Source organism: Pedobacter sp. ISL-64 (assembly GCF_018613605.1).
Lineage (GTDB): Bacteria > Bacteroidota > Bacteroidia > Sphingobacteriales > Sphingobacteriaceae > Pedobacter.
Genome location: NZ_JAGGPU010000006.1, coordinates 503,825 through 520,554 on the forward strand (window position 1 = coordinate 503,825; position 16,730 = coordinate 520,554).

Below are 16,730 nucleotides of genomic sequence, written 5' to 3' on the forward strand. Positions count from 1 at the left end.
ATATCATGACCACAGAGCAGTAATGTTAAATTAGTAAGCAGAAATGTTAACTACGAAACTTTTCGAGGGGTATTTTTTAAACAGACAGATTGCCTTGCAGATAATTAAACTGATATAACCTATTTGATTAACACCTGATTAAAGGGTCTAGATCAAAAAATTTAATTTTAGCAGATCAAAAGCAATCTATACTCACCATCTTTTTCTTTGGGTGCCCGGTGCACGCATGGTAAAACCTGTTTATCAGGATAATCTACTGCCAACCTCCATAAATGACCCAATCCCAAATTGATGGGCCTTGCGCCAGCTTTGGCCTGGTAATGCAGGTCAAAATAATGCTCCATCAAAAAGTCTTCAAATTCCGATTCAGGACCGTTATGCAACGCTTTGAGCTTTTGCCGGATTTCAGGAACCAGGACTTTTTGTTCAGCCTGATGATTAGCTAAAATTTCACTGGCAGCACCATAATAGGTACATAAAAAAGTATCAGTACCGATGGGCGAACGGTCTACATGGAATGAATATACATCTGTTGAAATGAAACCGAGTTCCTCATCCCGCTCGTAACTTTTGATTAAATTGAGCGAAGGCAATGCGCCGGAATCTGCCAACAACTCAAAATCACTTGAGATAATATTCCTTGCCATACTACCTTTTTCCGATAGCTTAAGCGCATGGAGGTCTTTCATAGAAACTTCCGTGAGATCTGCTTTCAGTTCAAGTTTAGATACAATTTCCTTAAAGTCGCCAACCAGGTCTCTCTGCCAGCAAACTGCATTTATATCTCCCTTAAAATCCGTATTTAAAAGATGAGAAAAAGTGGAAACCACCGCAACCTGCTTGCTGTTAGAAAATCTATTATCCATTGATTGATTAAGCTATTTAGCCTTTATTCGCTGCAAAAGTAAGGAATAATAGTTTCCTGATCTGCAGCGCAGGTTAGTAAAATAAATATTTAATAGGCCAATAAACAAGGTAATCTATGCTGCGACTTTGCTGCCAATTACACCACCTAATTGCCCGAGAATGCGCCATTTGCGCCTTTTGAATACATTGCCATAATTTTTGTTCAAAAAATGGATTACTGTTTATACCGGTATGTTTAAATCCATGCTCAAACATAGCGACTTGGCAGCGAGGCACCGCATTTTGAGCTAAAATGGACCAAATTGAACCAATTTGTACGCGAAATGAGCTAAAATGAACCGTTATAGCTGGCCTGCAGGGCAGGAACCAGGGCGTTTGTGGCAGTCTGCTTTAGGGCAGCATAACCATAACGAGTGTGGCCATTCTGCGAAAGCAAGCACTGGCTTTACCTTTTAGGTAGAGAAAAGGTAACGCCGGGGTAACCCTGGGGTAACCTTGGGGTTAACTTGGTAGCAACAAAGGGTAAACAATAGGTAAAGAAAGGGTAATCAAATACGGCCTTTTCGTTGGCTTTCCAGGTAAATTTAATTTTGGCAATACGGATGGCTTCGTGAGCCTTCTCTCTATCTTTATCTACGATTTGCTTCGCTTCATCCTGTATAAATCTAGTCAGGCTCCACTTTTCAGCTCACCTGCGTTTTTCGAAAATGCTGCGCTGCGCTTGTGTTAAAACATAGATCGAACCTCGCTGCTATGCAGCTACCAGTTCTCACACATTTTCTCAGTTCGCAAACGGTGGGCACATTACCAGAATCATTATCTAGGAAGCTAATTAGATATTTGATTTACTATATTTGGATATCGAATACCTCATTAGGCTTTCATCTTAATCTAAATTTCCTCATGCTCTTAAATATTAAACAAAGGTTTGTTGTCGTAGCAATTTATAGTTCATTGATCTTACTCATTGGATACTACTTTTCAGGGAGTTGGCGATTCGTTGTTGACACTAGCGATAATTTAAACACTTTATTAATAGCAACTGGTCTCGCCTTAGTTTTAAGTACGTATGTCACAGAGCCATATTTCTCTAAGCCGGTTGACGTTATCACGAGGTGGGTTGCAATCTTTTTATTTGTCCTTGGACTTAATAGTAAACAATGTTTGTCATTGCACAGCTATTGGCTATATGCTAGTTTGTTATTTACACTTACAGCGCTGTTGATGATTCTACTTCATGGTTATGGAAAGTTTGAAAAGCAACAAAGGGCGATCGTAAGTCTGATTTGTGCTGTGTCTCGGCCAGATGTAGTATTCACTATTCTTTACTTTGATATTGTGATTTCGTTATTTAGGTTCAACCTCATTGAGTACCCTATATTAATCGGTTTTGGCTTTTTGCTTACTATCAATAAGCCAATTGTTTGGGCAGTCAAGTATATTACAAATCTGATCTCCACGGTAACTGCTAAAGGAAAGAAGATTTACTATGTTGGTAAAGTCATTGGACATGAAAGCACGGATTTATATAAGGTTGAAGTAGAAGTCGACAATGAGCATCGACAATTAAACCTCAAAGGCAGGCTTGTATATTTGGAAAATGTTAAGAATGGAACTGTTGGAGTAATCATGAATGAGCGAATACTCTTGGGAAAGAAGTGGTTAGATGTTCTCTCTCTCAGAGATTCTCAAAACAATCTTGTCTCCTTTAACATCTCTTCTCTTATGCCTCTTAGTGGTGAGAGGTCAATATATTCTAAGTCAAATGCGGTTTATCTTTTTAACCTTGATTCAATAGATATCTCATTAAAAGAAATCATTGAGAATAACTTAACTTTTTCAAACTTTAATTCGTTAGTAGGTACCGTTTGGGAAGGTTCAACTATTAATAAGATAAGATTTAACAAACTATTTACAGATGAACTTCAAGTAACAAGAGGAATTGGTGAGGGATCGATAATTGAAACTCGAATCGCAAATGAATCGGTTCTATACCAAATAATTGATGCTAGAACAAATGAAGAATCACTAGAGTTCAAGGATACTCATGGCTTTATAATAGGTACTGCACAGAAGCTAGGGCAATACAACAGAGAAATTAATGAACTTAATACTGTTAAGTGGCTACCCGAAATATATACACCTACATTCCTTCTAAATCCTCTAGATGTTGCATACGATAGCAACTCTTTTATAGGAAAACTGCCAAACACGGATTATGGAATTCCGATTAAGTCTCCACATGAACTTGTAACACACAATACAGCAATACTCGGTATTTTGGGGATTGGTAAGTCATGTTTAACATTCGAAATACTTCAAAAACTAATGGCAACTACAGAGGTTAAAATCTTCTGCATTGATTTAACTAATCAATACGCAAAGTCATTGCCAAAATATATTAATGCAGCTTTGATCCAAAACGAGATACCTACTGCCGCTTTGGCAGCGTTGAGAGCTGGAAACAACACGGGCAATACTTCAAACCCTCAAACTTGGGGAAATGAGGCTTTATACAAACAAACCCTTATAACTGAAATTGATTCCTTCATCGCATCTGATAAAAGAGTTCTGATTTTAAATCCTGATATGCATAACGTCTCAAAAGCTGCAAGTGCATTTAACATTACAGGCAAAGTTGATCTGACACCTGCTGAAAAAACGAGATTGATATCTGAAAGATTAATTGTAAATGCAAGTATTTTAGGAGAAACTACTGATGCCAGATATATGATAGTGCTCGAAGAGGCACATTCATTAGTCCCAGAATGGAATTCAATATCCAATGAGGGAGATAAAAATGCGACAAACGGCACCGCAAAAGTTATTCTTCAAGGTCGCAAGTACGGATTAGGCACATTAGTAATTACTCAAAGAACTGCAAATATTAGCAAAAGCATTCTTAATCAATGCAATACAATATTTGCGATGAGAATCTTTGACGATACAGGAAAGCAGTTCCTAGAGAACTACATTGGTTCGGACTATTCTAATTTACTTCCTACTCTAGAAGAAAGACACTGTATAGCAATTGGTAAATCCATGAAACTCAAACAGCCCGTTATCTTAGAGCTAAACGATATGAATGATATTATTTTACCTGTGGTATAACCATCTCTAAGATGGACATTAGTTCTGTAAATGAACACTACTATACCATCATAAAAATGAATAAGAAGGTAGCAAAATCTGTGAAAGACACAATCAGTAACGTATTGGGAATTAGTAAGGCTGATTTTGGATTTGATGGATTTTTCCATAGCGAGGAAGTTGAGCATACGGTTACAATGCAAAATATTGAGCATATGATAGGGAAACATTCAGACTGGACTGCTTATAATTGCTACGAATACTTCTTCATGCCAATCATAAGTAAAAACCCTACTAAGCATCAGGCCATTAGATCAATATATGCCGCACTTGCAAACACTTGCACAGATAAGGTAATGGAGCGAAACTACTACGAGAAAAGCTTTAAGCATATGATTCTATCCAAGTTAGATAACCTGCATATAGAGGGGGTTGACCAATTTTATGCTGTTGTGTTAACAAGAGACACATGTTGCAACCAGTGCGGTCATTACAACAAGAATGACATTTATTCTATTGAAAGTGTTTTAAATGACTTGCCGTCTTTAGTAAGAAACTGTGAGCATGAGTTATCATGTCATGCTGCTATTTCTGTAATGACTAGCAATAGATATAGTGCGCTAATGAAAAAACAAAATAGGTAACAGGCAGCTTGGTTTGCTATTCTTTGAGATATCGGTCAGCGACTATATGTTGATAAGTTTATTGCATTGTAACATTAATAATACGTTATATTAGGGTTTTATAAAATCAGTTATGAAGTTACAGAAATCACTAACCCTTGATGAAGCAGTCAAAGAAAGTATAATTGATGATAGCAGCATTGGTCAATTAATTTACTTTTTAAATGAGTCTCTCTATGAAACTCCTTATAGAACATCTGATCGCATATCTAATGCAGATATGGAGAAGCTCAATAAGTACTTGGCTGACAATTATCGCAGGCAAATAATGAACGAAATAAAAGGCTTCAAGTTTGATGATTTAACTGGAACCTATAGAATACGCGTTAGCTTGGGTACTTTGAGAATTGCATCTTTTGATAAAGATAGGAAAGAAATAAAGGCTAGTATTCTACTACATTCAGAGGAGCTAAAACTAATTAGAATTTATGATTCTTATCTTATTGCGCAGCAAGAGGCTGTATTTGGGTCAGCGTGCATTACATTCAAGCTAAATGATACCTTGACGATCGGAGAAATGGATATTAATAACAATGCATTGTAAATAAGTTTATATTGGGATTGTTAAAAATATAAGATGGGACAAGCAGAAGTTGCAATTACCGAAGATGATGCAATGCGTGACAAGGAGAGGCGCATTGAAATGCTTGAGAAGCATATTGAAAAGGCAGAGAAAGGAGCTGAGTATTCCATAGTAAGATTTGACCTGCTTGTAATTTCATTATCTACAGGAGCGTTGCTCCTTTCAATCAACTATGCTAAAGATTTAACAGGGTATTCGCATGTGGGGTATTTGAAATTCTCTTGGCTAATGCTAGGAATTTGCATTATTGGCAATCTCACATCACAGGTGACAGGTTATTACACTAACCTAAAAGATATTTCAGTTACTAAAAACATGGTTCGGCAAAAGCGAGGTAAAGCCTTTAAAGGTAACCAAGAACGCTTGAAGAGAATGTGCAAATTATATAGTAAAACTACTTTGATACTTAACTTGGTCAGTTTAATGACATTTGCGATAGGATTAATTGCACTGGGAATCTACTTTAAAACTAATACTTAAAATCATGAACGAAAACGAAGAAGCAAAGAGAAGACATGAAGAATCGAAACAGCGGGAAGAACAAGCAAAGCTGCATAGAGAAGCGGAATTAAGAAAAGCCCTTGAGGATAAACAGCGCAGAGAAGGACAAGCTGGTGAAATAAGAAAAGGGCATCCAGGGAGTGAGCGACCTGATGAAGACGATTAGTATATCGTATCTATCATTGGCAATTAGGGAGAATTGAGTTACTAGAAGAGTTCAAAGTAATTCTACTCAATACCAGTAACCGAGTGTTAGGAATTGTTGATATTTCAGTTGGTGAAGTGCAGGGAACGCTAGCAGATCCGAAGATCATATTTTCAGTCGCCTTGAAGACCAATAGCAGTAAATTAATATTGGCGCATAACCATCCGAGTGGTAATTTAAATCCTAGTGATGCTGATAAAAGGCTAACAAAGAAGCTAATCGATGGTGGTAAATTATTGGATATTGAAGTCTGTGATCATTTGATTATACATGAGAATAGTTATTTTAGTATGGCTGATGAGGTAATGTTTTAAACAATAACTACATTTAGACAATTAACAAGATTATATAACTGCGCCAATCCTGCTAGATAATACTCAAATTCATTATAGAAAGAAGTCAAACGGAAAACAAAAAAGGTCTTTAGCATAACTAAAGACCTTTTCTTTGTACCCCGGAAGGGACTCGAACCCCTGACCCTCGGTTTAGAAAACCGACGCTCTATCCAGCTGAGCTACCGAGGCTCATTTTTTAATGAGCTGCAAATATAGAAGTTCTATTTAATATGTAAAAATATATTTTAAACTATTTAGAAGGTACTTTTTCTATTTAGAATAAGTATTTAAGAACGAAGCAATTAAAATTAAATTTGGGCGGAATAAATTTGACTTTGCCTCAAAAAAAACGTTGTTTTTCACCCCATTCTATACCAAAAGTACAGAGCGAGCACTCAAAAAACATGATCAAATCTAAATTACGCGTCTTCTCCGTTCCAGATCATCATCGGCATTCCGAATTTTGTCGTGACTGGCGGTTGCACTCTTTAATTCTTCATGGTGATAATTTCTTTCAGGATTTTCCGGCAATCCACTGTCGTGATTTAGCGGCACCTTCCGTAAATGCTCAGGCTTTTTAACCTCTGGTAAATCATCGTGTACAACAGAAGGCGTTAAGATCTTCTTCTTGGGGTTATTGCTGTTTTCCATAATTTTAAGAGACTCAAATTTCAAGCCACAAGCAAAGGTGAGTTAAAATTTCGGGAATTGCTGTGTATTTATGGATAATAAGGATCAGCACTAAGGGTTTGTCGGTTGGCGAAAGGCGGATACAAGCCCGGCTATTACAAAAAATGCGCACAAATAAAACAGTGTTTATTTGTGCGCATATGTGGTTAAAAAGATCCTTCGACAAGCTATCATTGACAGACTCCAATAGAGTGGTCGTCTTTCCCGCGCAGGCGGGAATCTTAAAGCGCTTGCATTACGATTCCCAATCAAGTTGGGAATGACGAACCGCTAAAACCTGTCGTCCAACTCCTTTGTTTTTGGCTAAAAACTGATCTCTACCATTGACAGGTCTCTTAAGAAGGGTCGTCGGCTGAAAAAGCCTTCCCACAATGACGATTCCTCGCAGCCTATCACCGTAAAAAAAATCCGCTGTCATTCATATTGATTTTTATACAATAAATTATCCATCAGGATGACAAATACAGCGAATTTTCTTCGCTTCCTTGGCTAATAATTTCCCGTAACGCCTATTTCCAACCCTCTTAATTCAGCAAGACCTCTTAATCTGCCAATTGCAGAATAACCCGGATTAGTTACTTTAGCCAAATCATCCAACATTTGGTGGCCATGATCTGGGCGAAAAGGAATTGATTTATCGCGTAAAGCATTTTCTTCTGATAAGGCTTTCATAATTTCGTACATATTCACATCACCACCTAAATGGTCTGCTTCGTAAAAACTTCCGTCCTCATCTTTTTTAACGTTACGCAAATGCGCAAAATAAACACGGTCTTTAACTGCATTGAAGATCTCTAAAGCATTATTTCCCATTCCTGCACCTAAAGAGCCTGTACAGAAACATACACCGTTAAAAGCCTGGTCTACTTCTTTAATAATATAATTAAAATCTTCGAGCGTACTCGCAATTCTTGGCAAACCTAAAATAGCATAGGGAGGATCGTCGGGATGGATGGTCATTCTAATACCTTCTTCTGTACAAACCTCAGCAATAGATAACAAGAAAAACTTTAAATTTTCTTTTAAGCCCTGTCTTCCAATGGCTTTATATTCATTAATGCTATTACGCAAAGTCTCCAGCTCGATTTCTTTTTCGGTCGGGATGCCCATTAATACATTGATGCGAAGGTCAACTAAATCCTGTGGTGTTAAAGTAGTATGTTTAGCTGCAGCCCTATCTAAAATAGATTGCGAATAATCTGCTTCTGCACCCTCTCTCTTCAAAATATAGAGATCAAAAATCGCCAGATCGATCCAGTTAAAATAAAGTGCTTTCGATCCATCGGTCATTTCCAGATCCAATTGTGTACGTGTCCAATCTAAAACTGGCATAAAGTTGTAGCACACAGTCTTAATTCCGCAGGCCGATAGGTTACGCAAAGAGGTTTTATAGTTTTCGATATACTGCCCTGCATCTGCCCTACGCGTTTTAATCGCTTCGTGTACGGGAACACTTTCTACTACCGACCAGGTTAAACCTGCTGCCTCGATAATGGCTTTTCTTTCCTGAATGTCATGTAATGGCCAAACTTCACCATGTGGAATATGATGCAGTGCGGTTACAATACCCGTAGCACCTGCTTGTTTAACATCTTGTAGGCTAACTGGATCGTTCGGACCATACCAACGCCAGGTTTGTTCTAATTTTTTCATATTATGATTACACAGATTTATGTGATTGAAGGATTACTGTTAACTAAACGCCAGAAAATGCTGTAAATCCCCCATCCACTGTAACATTCTGTCCATTTACAAATTTAGAGGCATCACTTAGCAAATATACTAAAGCGCCAATCAATTCTTCTGGCGCTCCAAACCGTTTAAAGGGTGTTTTAGAAATGATGGCCTGCCCTCTTGCGGTTAAAGAACCATCTTCATTGGTTAATAATGCCCTGTTTTGGTTAGTAATAAAAAAGCCGGGTACAATGGCATTTATCCTGATTTTATCCTGATAACGATTGGCTAATTCAACAGCCATCCATTTGGTATAACAATCTATAGATGTTTTGGCCAATGAGTAGCCCAATACGCGTGTAATGGCTTGGTTAGCAGAAACTGATGAAATATTCACAATACTACCCCCATTTTTCGCGATTTCTTTACCGAAAATCTGTGTAGGCAAAATAGTTCCAAATAAATTGAGGTCAAATGCTTGTTTTAGGGCTGGAATATTAAGATCAAAAATATCACTTCCGGGCTGAATAACAGCTTCCGCCACATTTCCACCTGCTGCATTAATCAGAGCATCTATGCGGCCAAATTCTTTGATAATGATTTCATTCGCATTAAGCAGATTCTGCTCATCCAATACATCGGCAATAATATAAATAGCTTTTCCTCCTGCGTTTGTTACATCAGCAACCCTTTGCTTTGCAGCGTCTTCATTTCTTCCTATAACAACGATTACAGCACCAGCTGCACATAATCCATTTACAAAAGCCTCGCCCAAAACACCTGTAGCACCTGTAACTACTACAACCTTGTTTTTCAGCGAAAACAGGCTTTCTACTTCTTTTACCATTTGTTTAGTTCTTTTTTAAGTTTATTTAACAGCGTCATCGAAAGCATTATTTTAGAAGCAAAACTAGTTTTCTGTAAGCTGTTCATATTTTATTTGTATTTGACCTGCATCTGGTCGTAAAAATCTTTCAGCACGAAGAAGGCTTTCTTTTTCTTACCTGTTTCGCTGATCAAGCCTTTACGGTTCCAGAAATTCTGATAAATAGGATGTTGTCTTCTTGGTGACCTGAAATCAGTCAAAATCCATGGTGTCATGCCTCTTAGAGCACCAACTTTGCTTAACATAGCGATCTGATTTTTGTACAACGCCTCTTGGTATTCTTCGCTCCAACGTGTATTTTCATCGGCGTGGAAACCACCCAAAGCATCGCCACCAAACTCAGTAATCACCACAGGTTTTTTATATTTAATATCGAAATTGTATTTGGTAATTTCGGATGGATTACCTCCCCAGTACCAGCCAGCATATTCATTAAAACTTACCAGATCGATTTTTTCGCCTAATGGATCGTTTAAAATGATGTTATTTCCTTCGCGGTGTACTTCTAATGCAGCAGCCACTAAACGGGTATCATCCAAAGAGCGGGCAGTTTCTGCCAGATTGCTCATAAAACTCAAACGGGCATCGCTTAACGGAGTTTCGTTACCAATAGACCAAACAATCACACTTGCCCTGTTTTTATCGCGTACGATTAAATCAGTCAATTGCTTTTTTGCGTTGGCATAGGTTGCCGGATTTGTCCAGCTGATGGTCCAGTAAACAGGAACTTCAGCCCAAACCAATAGTCCCATTTCATCGGCAAGGCGAATCATTTCTTCGTTATGCGGGTAATGCGCCAGGCGAACGTAGTTACAGTTCATTTCTTTTGCCCATTGCAACATCATACGCATATCGCCTTCTGAACGTAAACGACCAGCTAAAAGCGGGTTTTCGTCATGTAGTGATATTCCTCTTAAAAAAATAGATTTACCGTTTAACAGAATGCTATCGCCATCAACCTGAATGGTTCTGAAACCAATTTTATCGTCGATATTTTCTTTATCGGTTTTAATATTTACCGTATATAATTTTGGTGTTTCTGGCGACCATAAACTTAAATTGTTCCAGAGAAACTCATCTACAATTTTACCTTCGCCATCTGTTTTGTATTTCTTTTCCAGCTTCAGCTCTGGGATAGAAAGCGTAATTTCCTGTCCAGCAGTTGCATCAGCAAGTTTTACCGAAAAATTTAATAAGTTATTGCTTCCTTTAACAAGCTGAAGTTTATAATCACTGATAAAATGTTCAGGAAATTCGGCTAGGTAAACATCGCGTGTAATGCCTCCATAGTTCCACCAATCGGTATTTACAGTTGGAATTTCATCCTGTTTACGGATATTGTCAACTTTAAGCACAATGGAGTTTTCGCCAACTTTTAAGTTGCTGGTTACATCGAACTGGAAAGGCGTAAAACCGCCTTTGTGTACACCCAGTTTTTTGCCGTTGAGGTAAACATGGGCTTCGTAATTTACTGCACCGAAATAAACGAAGTATTTTTTTCCTTTTTCTGGTTTTGCATCAAACTTTTTGCGCAGCCAGACATTGCCTTCGTAAAGTTCTAATTTTTCTGATTGCGAGTTCCAATCGCCAGGAACATTCATTTGTGGTGAATGATCGAAATCATACTCGATCAGTTCTGACTTATCTTTCTGAATTTTATCATCGAAATAACCTCCCGTTCCGGTTTTCGACTGATCGAATGGATCATGACGATAATCGTAATAACCGTTTTCGTAAGGATCAACAATATAATTCCATTTACCATTAAGGCTCTGGATTTTCCGGCCCTGAATATTTTGTATAGCGGTAACCTGACCGTAACTGATGGATGAAAGGAGCGAAAAGCAGATTAAAAATACGCTATAGGTTGTTTTTAGCATAACTTAAGTTTTAATATTAATTAATTGATCGTTTCAAAACTAACAATTAATTAACAGACGGTGTTTCCACTGCCCTCCTAAATTTGAGCAAAATTTAGTTTTTCGTTAATAAAGAGTGATTTGCTGCAAAAGCATAAGTTAGGTTTTTGACAGCATTTGCTGGCAGCAAGTAATGATTTCATCATGTTTATTTGGATAGTTTGTGCTAGTGATCACGAATTTAGAAAAGCTTAAAAAATTAAACGTTTTAAAATAGGCCAAAACGTAATAAAATCCACTGAAACAACATTTCAAACGTTTGAAATAATTGCGTTTTTTTCTTAACTATGCACTGAGATTGGAAAAGATAATGAATAATACCCCTGTTACACTAAAATTCTTGGCTGAAAAGTTAAAGATGTCAGTATCAACAGTATCAAAGGCCCTTAATAACTACCCAACCATAAACGAGTACACGAAACAACGTGTTCAGGAAATGGCCCGCGATTTGCATTTTACGCCCAATAAATCAGCTATTAATTTAAAGGAAAAGAAATCGCACATTATTGGTATTATCTTACCCAATCTTTTGGATCACTATTTTACCAGAAGTATTTATGGTGTGGAGCAATTTGCCACACAAAATGGATATAATGTGATTATCAGCCAGTCTCACGATGACCTGAAAAAAGAAATCCAATCTGCAAATATGTTGTTGCGGAGCCGGGTTGATGGTTTAATTGTGGCTATTTCGAAACACACACAAGATTTTTCGCATCTAGACCAGTTCGAAAACATGGGCATTCCGGTAGTGTATTATGCCCGAAACCCGAGTTTTAACTTAAGCTGCCATAAAGTTTTGGGCAATACTTTTCAGGGCTGTTATCAGGCTACAAAGTTTTTAATAGACAGGGGGCATAAAAAGATTGCGTATTTGGGCGGTCCAAAAATGATTAATTTTACGCACGATCGCTTTAATGGCTACATCAATGCTTTAAATGATAATCAGGTTCCTTTTTCATCTGAATTGGTTGCTTACACCGATTTCGACAAAGAAAATACGATCTCAGCAATTAAGAATTTATTTGCCAACCCAGAAAATATGCCTACTGCGCTCGTAGCTTTTAAAGAACCTATTATGTTCGATGCGATGAAATACCTGAAATCGATAAACCACCCTGACTTTGACAAAATTGAATACGTAGGATTCGGGAACACCTCTTTTATCAGTTATCTCGATTCACCACCTATTGCCTCTATTGAAGAAAACCCCGAATCAGTAGGTGAAAATGCAATTAAACTATTGATACAATTGATTAACAAAGAAATTGATATTCATAATTACCAGAAAGTAGTGGTGGATTGTAAGTTGATAGTGCATGGGTAAGTGTTTTGCGTTTTGTGCACAACGTTGCATCTACTCGATCGTCATGCTGTCCCGAATATTCGGGATCAGCATCTTTATCTATCTATTAAGACCCTGAAATAAATTCAGGGTGACGACCACTCGTACCCAAATTAAAAAAATTCCAGATGACATATTAATTTAACGACATTGCACTACTGTTCAATTGATTCCTGTGTTTTTCATTGTACACAAACGCAGCCACAATCAACAAACCCGCAACACCTTCAAAAGCAACTACAGTTTGGGTGCCAAAAAGATGCGCCAAATACCCCATCAACAAACTGCCGATTGGCAATACACCCTGATAAGCCATGATATAGTAACTTAAAGTCCTTCCCCTCATTGCATCATCGGCATGAGTCTGCAGATAAGTATTGATAGATGAGGTTTGCGCCATTAAACCTAAAGCAGCTAAACCAGTACAAATTAAAGCCAGAACAAGTGATGGTGATATAGCCAGCGCCACAACTGAAATTGCTAACAAAATACCCGACATCATTACAATTTTCTGCAGATTCTGCTTTACCTTTAAGGTAGCCATGTAAATAGCTCCAAAGAAAGCTCCAAACCCTGCGGCGCTTTCAAACCAGCCAAATGTTGTGGCATTTCCGTTAAAAATATCTTTGGCAAAAACAGGCAATAAAGTAGTAAAAGGGATTACCAATAAACTCGATGCAGCCATCATCAATACCATAGAGGCCAAATCTGGCGATGATTTAAGATAATCGTAACCTTTTTTCAGGTCGATCCAGATATTTTCTTTCGATTTTTGATGTGCAGTGAGTTTAAGCTTCATCATCACCATACAACCCAGTACGGCAATAAAGCTCACAAAATTGATCAGGAAACAGATATCTTCACCCAAAGTACTCAAAATTACCCCTGCCAACGCCGGGCCGATTAACCTGGCTGCATTAAACATGGAAGAATTGAGCGCAATGGCATTTGGTAAATCTTCTTTATCATCAATTAAATTTACCATTAACGATTGGCGGGCAGTAACATCAAAAGCATTTACCAGGCCCTGAACCAGCGAAAGTGCTGCAATCCAGAACATATCGTATACTTTAAACCAGATCATCAAAGCCAGTGCACCAGCCTGCAGCATCAGGATCACCTGGGTAATCACCAATATCTTATACTTATTATGCCTATCTACATAGCTCCCAGCATACGGTGCGAGTACCAGCGAAGGGATTAAACTCAAAAAAGTAATCAACCCCAACAAAAAAGCTGATCCGGTTAAACGATATACCAACCAGCTGATGGCTACACGCTGCATCCATGTGCCAATTAGTGAAATAGCCTGACCTGTAAAAAATAACCTGTAATTGTAATGCCTTAGCGAACGAAAAATACTCATGTTTAAAATAGTAAAGTAACTTTACAAAAGTACAAAACTAAACCCAAATCAAAAAGCCAAAAACAGAAAGTTTTATCATTATAAGATCAAAATTCAAACAAAACAAAGACCCACGTTAGTTTATCTATAAAATTAAAAGCTTATATTTGTAAAGTTTATTTACCATTAAGATGCCTACTCAAACACAAGATATAGCCGCAAAACTAAGAAGCACAGTTACCCGCTTAACCAGACAGCTACGCAAACAGAACGTAAGTTCAGACTTTAGCAACGCCGAACTGTTAACAATGTCGCTGCTCGAACAACATGGCAAAATGCTATCTACAGAGCTGGCAGACATGGAAAGGGTATCAAAACAAGCTATTTCACAGATTATCAACCGCTTGTTCGATGCCAAATGTGTGGAACGCTTTCCAAGTAAAGAGGATAAACGAAAGGTTTTTATCGGCTTAACCAAGCTTGGCGAAAAACACATTATTGCCAGCAGAAAAATAAAAGAAGAATGGCTGGCACAAACCATGGAAAAAATCTTCTCCTCAGAAGAAATCAACTTGATTCAGGCTTTTCTACCCCTCCTTTCGCGTTTGGTAGAACACAATGGCGCAAGAGTATAGTTTTCCTTTTTCCTTCGCCAAATAAGCCTTATCTTGCAAGCTGAAAAATGGCACTATATTTTACATCAATCAATTCGGGCAGTAATGGCAATTGTTACTATGTGGGTAACGATAATGAAGCAATTTTGGTTGATGTTGGCCTAACCTGCAAAGAGGTTGAAACACGGATGAACCGTTTAGGTTTATCAATCAGTAAAGTAAAAGCCATTTTTATCTCACACGAACATAGCGACCACATTAAAGGGCTGGCAGTGTTTGCTAAAAAACATAAACTCCCGGTTTACATTAGCACAGCTACCCTAAAAAGCAGCCGCTTAGTTTTGGATACAAACAATACCTTTTCATTAAGCCATTTACAACACATTCAGATTGGCGGTTTAAAGATTTCTGCCTTTTCTAAATTTCACGATGCTGCCGATCCTTATAGTTTTACTGTTGAATGTAATGAGGTAAGAGTGGGTGTTTTTACAGATATCGGTTCGGTGTGCGATCGTTTAATTGCCCATTTCAAAAATTGTCATGCCGCTTTCTTAGAAGCCAATTACGATACAGAGATGCTGGAAAATGGCCGATATCCTTATTTTTTGAAGCGGAGGATTACAAGTGGTCACGGTCACTTAAGCAATGCGCAGGCATTGGAGCTTTTCATCAACCATAAAGCCCCGTACATGAGTCATTTATTACTGAGCCACTTATCAAAAGATAATAACGACCCAGAGCTGGTTGAAAATCTTTTTAAAAATGCTGCCGGCAATACTTTTGTTAAAGTAGCTTCAAGATATGAGGAAACAGCGCTGTATTACGTAAGCAATACTCAAAACACACCCGAAGTTTACAATTTCGACCCTAACCTATATCAGCCAGAACAACTCAACCTATTTTAACACCCTAAAGTCAAAAACAGCTTACCGTTTTCTATCAATTTAGTTACAGTATGGTTTATTTTGAGCAAAAAATGTCAATTGAATATACAAAAGTATAATTACCCGCAAAAATTGTAAATAATTTTAATTTTCATCAAAACATTTTATTCTAATATGGGTTTTACATAAACTTCATAAATAGTTTGTTTGGTTTAAATGGGGCTTATGGATTTAAGCTCCTTTCTCTTGTCTAAAATTCCGTAATTCAATCAGGCTAAATCACCAGCATTTTATTCCATTTTATATTCTAATTTTTTAGTTATATTCGATTGACAATCATCCGGATATAATATTAAACCTTTAAATAATAAATTATATGGAGACAAGTAAACTTTCTAAATTCAGTGCCGAATTTCTAGGCACGCTCGTATTGGTTCTAATGGGTTGTGGTAGCGCGGTTATAGCTGGCGCAAATGGCACAACCGGCGTAGGCTTATTAGGCATATCTTTTGCCTTTGGCCTATCAGTCACCGCAATGGCTTATGCTATTGGGCACATTTCTGGCTGTCACATTAATCCGGCAATTTCAATCGGAATGGTAATCGCTGGCCGGATGAAAATTACTGAAGCCGTTTATTACATTGTGGCTCAGGTATTAGGTGGCGTTGCAGGCGCATTTATCTTACTGCAAATTGCATCGGGGAAAGCGGAATATTCTTTAACAGCAAATGGATTAGGGCAAAATGGTTTTGCTGCACTTTCTCCACAACATTACAGTTTAGCAGCTGGTTTTATTGCCGAAATTGTACTCACCTTTATTTTCTTATTGGTGATTTTCGGCTCAACCTCTACTAAAAATATCAATGGCGGCTTTGCAGGACTTGCAATTGGCTTAAGTTTAACACTCATTCATATTGTGGGCATTCCGGTAACGGGTGTATCAGTAAATCCTGCAAGAAGTATTGGCCCCGCACTTTTGGTTGGCGGAGAAGCCTTAAGCCAGGTTTGGCTGTTTATTGTAGCGCCGATTATTGGTGCGGCGCTCAGTGCCTTGGTTTGGAAAACAGTTTTGGAGAAAAACTGATTTAAATGAAATTGTTTAAGGGTTA

Annotated in this window: 16 protein-coding genes and 1 tRNA gene; 10 read left to right on the forward strand and 7 right to left on the reverse strand. The window is 37.8% G+C overall.

Annotated elements, in window-relative coordinates; translation table 11 throughout:
* Positions 1-167 precede the first annotated feature (167 nt).
* Positions 168-866, reverse strand: a complete 699-nt coding sequence (locus J7E57_RS10185; RefSeq protein WP_215127652.1) for a DUF1826 domain-containing protein — start codon at positions 864-866, stop codon at positions 168-170.
* A gap of 904 nt (positions 867-1,770) precedes the next feature.
* Between J7E57_RS10185 and J7E57_RS10190 the strand changes: the two genes are divergently transcribed.
* From J7E57_RS10190 to J7E57_RS10215, 6 genes are all read left to right on the forward strand, one after another.
* Positions 1,771-3,978 carry a helicase HerA domain-containing protein gene (locus J7E57_RS10190; protein WP_215164970.1) on the forward strand — a complete coding sequence of 736 codons (2,208 nt, stop codon included), beginning with the start codon at positions 1,771-1,773 and terminating at the stop codon, positions 3,976-3,978.
* A 56-nt stretch (positions 3,979-4,034) separates the two neighbouring features.
* A complete protein-coding gene (locus J7E57_RS10195) occupies positions 4,035-4,601 on the forward strand; it encodes a hypothetical protein (RefSeq protein WP_215127656.1) in 567 nt (188 codons plus the stop codon).
* A gap of 112 nt (positions 4,602-4,713) precedes the next feature.
* Positions 4,714-5,184: a hypothetical protein gene (locus J7E57_RS10200; RefSeq protein WP_215127658.1), complete on the forward strand. Its 471-nt coding sequence runs from the start codon at positions 4,714-4,716 to the stop codon at positions 5,182-5,184.
* A gap of 33 nt (positions 5,185-5,217) precedes the next feature.
* Entirely contained in the window at positions 5,218-5,703 is a 486-nt protein-coding gene (locus J7E57_RS10205) for a hypothetical protein (RefSeq protein WP_215127660.1), read from the forward strand.
* A 4-nt stretch (positions 5,704-5,707) separates the two neighbouring features.
* Positions 5,708-5,890, forward strand: a complete 183-nt coding sequence (locus J7E57_RS10210) for a hypothetical protein (protein ID WP_215127662.1) — start codon at positions 5,708-5,710, stop codon at positions 5,888-5,890.
* An 8-nt stretch (positions 5,891-5,898) separates the two neighbouring features.
* The gene (locus J7E57_RS10215) at positions 5,899-6,243 is read left to right on the forward strand and encodes a JAB domain-containing protein (protein ID WP_215128121.1); all 345 of its coding nucleotides are present in this window, start codon (positions 5,899-5,901) and stop codon (positions 6,241-6,243) included.
* Between the two features lie 136 nt (positions 6,244-6,379).
* Here J7E57_RS10215 and J7E57_RS10220 read toward each other — a convergent pair.
* From J7E57_RS10220 to J7E57_RS10240, 5 genes are all read right to left on the reverse strand, one after another.
* Positions 6,380-6,453: transfer RNA gene (locus J7E57_RS10220), tRNA-Arg, on the reverse strand.
* Between the two features lie 225 nt (positions 6,454-6,678).
* Positions 6,679-6,915 (reverse strand): hypothetical protein, encoded by a 237-nt coding sequence (locus tag J7E57_RS10225; protein WP_215127664.1) that lies wholly within the window; start codon positions 6,913-6,915, stop codon positions 6,679-6,681.
* Positions 6,916-7,443: 528 nt separating this feature from the next.
* Positions 7,444-8,607 carry a mannonate dehydratase gene (gene uxuA, locus J7E57_RS10230; RefSeq protein WP_215127666.1) on the reverse strand — a complete coding sequence of 388 codons (1,164 nt, stop codon included), beginning with the start codon at positions 8,605-8,607 and terminating at the stop codon, positions 7,444-7,446.
* Positions 8,608-8,650: 43 nt separating this feature from the next.
* Positions 8,651-9,475, reverse strand: coding sequence for an SDR family oxidoreductase (locus J7E57_RS10235; protein ID WP_215127668.1), 825 nt, complete (start codon positions 9,473-9,475; stop codon positions 8,651-8,653).
* Between the two features lie 89 nt (positions 9,476-9,564).
* Complete coding sequence (locus tag J7E57_RS10240; RefSeq protein ID WP_215127670.1) at positions 9,565-11,394, reverse strand: glycoside hydrolase family 2 protein; 1,830 nt, start codon at positions 11,392-11,394, stop codon at positions 9,565-9,567.
* 349 nt (positions 11,395-11,743) lie between these two features.
* Here J7E57_RS10240 and J7E57_RS10245 point away from each other — a divergent pair, with 349 nt between their 5' ends.
* The gene (locus J7E57_RS10245; protein ID WP_262897886.1) at positions 11,744-12,760 is read left to right on the forward strand and encodes a LacI family DNA-binding transcriptional regulator; all 1,017 of its coding nucleotides are present in this window, start codon (positions 11,744-11,746) and stop codon (positions 12,758-12,760) included.
* A gap of 154 nt (positions 12,761-12,914) precedes the next feature.
* Here the strand turns inward: J7E57_RS10245 and J7E57_RS10250 are convergent, their stop codons facing one another.
* Positions 12,915-14,144, reverse strand: coding sequence for an MFS transporter (locus J7E57_RS10250; RefSeq protein ID WP_083505475.1), 1,230 nt, complete (start codon positions 14,142-14,144; stop codon positions 12,915-12,917).
* Between the two features lie 170 nt (positions 14,145-14,314).
* Between J7E57_RS10250 and J7E57_RS10255 the strand changes: the two genes are divergently transcribed.
* The 3 genes from J7E57_RS10255 (at position 14,315) to aqpZ (ending at position 16,705) form a co-directional block, all read left to right on the forward strand.
* Positions 14,315-14,758, forward strand: coding sequence for a MarR family winged helix-turn-helix transcriptional regulator (locus J7E57_RS10255; protein WP_131031026.1), 444 nt, complete (start codon positions 14,315-14,317; stop codon positions 14,756-14,758).
* A gap of 47 nt (positions 14,759-14,805) precedes the next feature.
* Positions 14,806-15,642: an MBL fold metallo-hydrolase gene (locus J7E57_RS10260; RefSeq protein ID WP_215127672.1), complete on the forward strand. Its 837-nt coding sequence runs from the start codon at positions 14,806-14,808 to the stop codon at positions 15,640-15,642.
* Between the two features lie 355 nt (positions 15,643-15,997).
* Positions 15,998-16,705 carry an aquaporin Z gene (gene aqpZ / locus J7E57_RS10265; RefSeq protein WP_215127674.1) on the forward strand — a complete coding sequence of 236 codons (708 nt, stop codon included), beginning with the start codon at positions 15,998-16,000 and terminating at the stop codon, positions 16,703-16,705.
* Positions 16,706-16,730: the final 25 nt, after the last annotated feature.